The sequence below is a fragment of the Spirillospora sp. NPDC049652 genome (genome assembly GCF_040675125.1).
Lineage (GTDB): Bacteria > Actinomycetota > Actinomycetes > Streptosporangiales > Streptosporangiaceae > Spirillospora.
In genome coordinates this window covers 1-4,674 of the sequence record NZ_JBFAOF010000571.1, presented here as the reverse complement: position 1 = coordinate 4,674, position 4,674 = coordinate 1, and the positions used below count along the sequence as shown (strand labels likewise).

5 protein-coding genes are annotated in these 4,674 nt (G+C 74.0%); all 5 read right to left on the bottom strand.

The window, feature by feature from the left end; translation table 11 throughout:
* On the bottom strand, positions 1–598 hold a 598-nt coding region (locus AB0J52_RS28060; RefSeq protein WP_500185410.1), incomplete at its 3' end, for an alcohol dehydrogenase catalytic domain-containing protein.
* Positions 598–894 (bottom strand): putative quinol monooxygenase, encoded by a 297-nt coding sequence (locus tag AB0J52_RS28055; RefSeq protein ID WP_500185409.1) that lies wholly within the window; start codon positions 892–894, stop codon positions 598–600. The genes AB0J52_RS28060 and AB0J52_RS28055, both read right to left, overlap by 1 nt.
* Complete coding sequence (locus tag AB0J52_RS28050) at positions 891–1,589, bottom strand: glycerol-3-phosphate responsive antiterminator (protein WP_500185407.1); 699 nt, start codon at positions 1,587–1,589, stop codon at positions 891–893. The genes AB0J52_RS28055 and AB0J52_RS28050 overlap by 4 nt, the downstream gene beginning before the upstream one ends.
* Positions 1,590–1,623: 34 nt before the next feature.
* Positions 1,624–3,180, bottom strand: coding sequence for an FAD-binding oxidoreductase (locus AB0J52_RS28045; protein ID WP_500185405.1), 1,557 nt, complete (start codon positions 3,178–3,180; stop codon positions 1,624–1,626).
* Positions 3,177–4,674, bottom strand: a 1,498-nt coding sequence (locus AB0J52_RS28040) for a glycerol-3-phosphate dehydrogenase/oxidase (protein WP_500185404.1), incomplete at its 5' end; no start/stop codon positions are given. The genes AB0J52_RS28040 and AB0J52_RS28045, both read right to left, overlap by 4 nt.

The following is a 4,674-nucleotide window of genomic DNA, read 5'->3' as shown; positions in this document are numbered from 1 at the left end:
CCGCGACCGACTGCCCGGGACGGACGGCCGCCGTGTTCACGACCGCGCCGGCCCCCGTCAGGACGGCGCAGCCGAACAGCGCCGCGACCTCGAACGGCACGTCGTCCGGGATCGGCACGGCCGACTCCTCGGCGATGACCGCGTACTGCGCGAACGCCGAGACGCCCAGGTGGTGGTGGACGAGCTCCCCCGCCGCGTCCCGCAGCAGGGACGGCCCGTGCAGCAGGGCGCCCGCGCCGTTCGCCGCCGCCGCGTTCGCGCACAGCGCCGGACGGCCCTCGTCGCAGCGCTTGCAGCGTCCGCAGCTCGGCACGAACACCAGGCAGACGTGCTGCCCCTCGGTCAGGCCCCGCACGCCCGGCCCGACCTGCTCGACCACGCCGACCGCCTCGTGCCCGAGGGCCATCGGCAGCGGACGGACCCGGTCGCCGTTCACGACCGACAGGTCGGAGTGGCACAGGCCCGCCGCGGCGATGCGCACCAGCACCTCGCCGCCGCGCGGCGCGCCGAGCTCGATCTCCTCGATGCCGAGGGGCGCGGTCTCCGAGTAGGGGCGGGGTCGGGACGTCTCGCGGAGGACCGCCGCCTGCGTCCGCATCACGCCTCCCCGCGCGGGCTCAGCCGGTACACCTCGCGGCTCTCCAGCCTCGGGACGATCTGCCCGAGCACGATCCGCCGGAAGTGCTCGGTCTCGCAGTGCGCCTTGAACGCCTCCTCGGAGACGTACTCCTCGTACAGGACGACGAGCCGCTCGTCCTCGGTGCCGACGTGCGCGCGGTAGGCGAGGTTGCCGGGCTCCTTCCGGGACTCGCGGGCCATCTCGTCCAGCAGGGGCAGCAGGCCGTCCCGTTCACCGGGGGCGGCGAGGTAGCGGGCGACGACGACGAAGCTCATGCGTTGCCTTTCTTGGAGGGGGCGGTGGGCGCGGTGGAGACGTTGGAGGGAGCCCCGGCCGCGCTGCCGTCGGCGGCGAGCCGCTCGCGGCGCAGGTGCCAGAGCCGGGGGTCGGAGGTGGCCACGGCCGCCGCGCCGAGGGCGAGCGCGGTGGCGGCGTCGCGCTCGGTCTCCACGAAACCGGCCGCGACGTAGGGGCTGAGCAGGCGCTTGGCCTCGGGGTCGAGCCGCGCCGCGATCGGCGCGGGCATGACCTCGACCAGGTCGGGGCGGCCGCGGGACACCGCGTCCAGGCTGCGCCGCAGGTTGGAGCGGTCGGTGACGAACACCTTCATCATGGTGAGCAGGTCGAGCGAGTGGCCCTTCTCGATCAGCGACAGCCGGGTGCTCACCGCGCCCTGCGCGCCGTTGTCGCGCAGGAACTCCAGCGCGCCCCGGTCCTGGGCGAGACCGGGGCAGCTGTCCACGTTGACGAACACGGTCTTGCCCGCGCCGCGCAGCGCGGCGAGGACGCCCCCGAGCTGGCCGACCGCGACGTTCGCCAGGATGCACACGTGCGCCGGCGACTCGACGAAGCCGCGCACCCGCTGGGTGCCGACGACCGAGCCGATCACCGGCACCTCGTGCAGGGCCGCGGCGAGCCGGGGCAGCGTCCGGTTGACGGCGGACGCGGCGGACGGCCTGCTGGAGTTCATGTTCTGCCCCCGTGGCGGGTAAGGGCCGGCACGTCTAGTGCAGCGGTGACGTGCCGAAACGGCTGGGAAGACCCAGCTTGCCAGGGTTCAGGATGCCGGCGGGGTCCAGGGCGTCCTTGACGGCCCGGAACGTCGCGAAACCGGCGCCGAGCGCGTCCTCCATGTAGGGGCCGCGCAGCAGCCCGCAGCCGTGGTGGTGGCTGATCGCGCTGCCGTGCCGGATCAGGACGCCGTTGGCGGCGTCCCACACCGCGCGGTACCAGTCGCGGCGCTTGTCCGGGTCGACGTCGCCGCGCAGCGAGAAGTAGACGCAGGCGCCGTCGGTGTAGGCGTGCGACTGGTGCGCGGACGCGGCGAGGGTGCCCGGGACGCCCTGGATCGCGGCGACCACGTCGTCGTAGACGGCCGGGAGGGCGGTCCAGGACGCGGCCATCTCCAGGGTGTCGGCGACGAAGCCCGGCCCCGGCTTGAACCCGTCGGCGGACTTGCCGACCAGCATCCGCTCGTCCAGCCAGCGCTCGAACACGGCCTTGCCGTCCAGCTCCGTGCCGCCGGTCGCGCGGCAGACCTCGTCGCTGACCCGCAGCCCGGCGTCGATCAGCTCGGGGTCGCCCTCGTCCGCGATGAGCAGCAGGTTGGTGTCCGGGTGGCCGAAGTGGACGCCGCTCTCCAGCTTGTCGTAGAGCCGCAGGACGGCCGGGGTCGCGCCGCGCTGGAGGATCTTGCGGCAGGCGTCCAGGCCCTCGGCGAACGTCTCGAACCCGAAGGCGAGCGCGCTCGCGTACTCGGGCAGCGGGTGGACGCGCAGCCGCGCCGAGACGATCACGCCGAGCGTGCCCTCGGACCCGACGAACAGCTGCCGCAGGTCCGGGCCGACCGCGGCGCGCGGGTAGTCGCCGTAGGTGGCGCGGGTGCCGTCGGCGTGCACGACGTCCACGCCGAGGACCATGTCCTCGATCTTGCCGTAGCGGGTGGAGAGCTGCCCGGCCCCGCGGCAGGCGATCCAGCCGCCGACCGTGGAGATCGCGAACGCGGACGGCCAGTGCCCGGTCGTCGCCCCGAACTCCTCCTGGAGCCGCTTCTCGAACAGGTCGCCGAACATGCCCGCCTGGACGTCCACGATCAGCGACTCCTTGTCGAAGGAGGTGATCTGGTTCAGCGCGCACAGGTCCAGGACGACGCCGCCGAACACCGGCAGGGCCGCGCCCGTGACGTTGCTGCGCCCGGCGGACGGCGTGACCGGGATGCCGTGCTCGTGGCAGATCCGCAGGACGGCCGCGACCTGGTCGGCGTCGGCGGCCTCCACGACCACCGCGTCCGGGGTGGCGGGGCGTCCGTCGGTCTCGCCGATCATGGACCCGGCCCACCAGTCGCGGGTGCGGGCGACGACCTCGTCCCGCGCGGTGTGGGCGGCCTTGGCCGCGCCGCGCAGGGCCTCGACCACGGCGTCCGGGACGGTCACGACCTCGCCCTGGAGCGCCGCCGGGCCGTCGCCGACCGCGGTGTTCCTCGCCCAGCGGGACGGGCTCGGCGCGCCCACGACGTAGTCGCCCCGGTTGAACGGGTGGGTGATGGTCTGGCGGCTGATCATGCGGAGACTCCTTCGAGCAGGACGGACTTCTCGTGGGCGACGGCGGCGCGGTACTCCGCGACCTGCGCGTCGATCTGCTGCGGGGTGAGGCCGAGTTCGGCGCCGAGCAGCTCGCCGACGGCCTGGGCGGCCTCGGCGGAGGCGTCCCGGCCGAACAGCCGGGCGCGGGTGCGGCGGGACAGCACGTCGTCCACCGACCGGGCCAGCTCGCAGCGGGCCGCGTAGACGACCTCGGCCCTGGTGTACGGCATGCCGGGGATGACGGGCTCGGCGAGCGAGGCGTCCTCGGCGATCAGGTCGTGCACGAACCGGGCCTCGGTGCCGTACCGCTCGCCCAGGTGCGCGGCGATCCCGCCGGACGCGGCGACGGCCTCGGCGTCGTAGCCCGCGCCGCCGAGCAGCGGCAGGTTCACGGTGCGGCTGCGGCCCTTGCGGCCGAGGACCTTCATGACCTCGTCCACGACCAGCTCGCCCATGTGGCGGCTGGTGGTGAGCTTGCCGCCGGTGACGGTGACCATGCCGCCCCTGCCGACGGTGATCCGGTGGTCGCGGCTCATGTCGAGCGTCGCGCCCTCCTTGCCGCCGACCAGCGGGCGCAGCCCGGCGATGCTGCCGAGGACGTCGTCCGGGGTGAGCTGGACGTCGAACGCGGTGTTCGCGCCCTCCAGGAGGAAGTCCATCTCCTCCTTGGTGCACAGGACGTCCTCCAGCGACCCCTGGTAGTCCTCGTCGGTCGTGCCGAGGACGACCGCGTTGCCCCAGCGGGTGCAGGTGGCGCGCCGGGCCCGGCCCGGGATCGGGACGGTCACGGTGCAGTCGATCCGCAGCTTGCTCCACGGCACCACGATGTGGACGCCCTTGGCGGGCCTGACCTGCGGGGAGTGCCCGGACTCGGCCATCGAGTCCAGCGCGTCGCTCCACACGCCGGTCGCGTTCACCACGGCCGAGGCCCGGATGTCGAACTCCTCGCCGTCCGCCGCGACGCGCGCACCGGTCACCCGGCCGGACGCGTCCGTCGTGACGTTCTCGACCCGGGTCCCGTTGAGGACGGTCGCGCCGAGCGCCGCGGCCGTCCGGACGATCGTCAGCGTCAGCCGCGCGTCGTCGGCGCGGCCGTCGAAGTACAGCAGGCCGCCGGTGAGCTGGTCGGCGCGCAGCGTCGGCGCGTGCGCGAGCACCTCGTTCACGGTCAGCCGCTGGTGCAGCCGGCCGATCCGCCAGCCGCCGAGCAGGTCGTAGGTCCACAGCAGGCCCTCGAACGCCTTGGCCAGCCGCGGGTCGAACACGCCGTCCCGCTTGAGCAGCGGGAACAGGAACGGCAGCCGGTGCACCAGGTGCGGCGCGTTCTTCCGGAACCGCTGCCGCTCCAGCAGCGAGTGCCGGACGAGCCCGAGGTTGCCCTGCTCGATGTAGCGCAGGCCGCCGTGCACCATCTTGGACGACTTCGACGACGTCCCCGAGGCGAAGTCGTCCTTCTCGACCAGCGCGACCCGC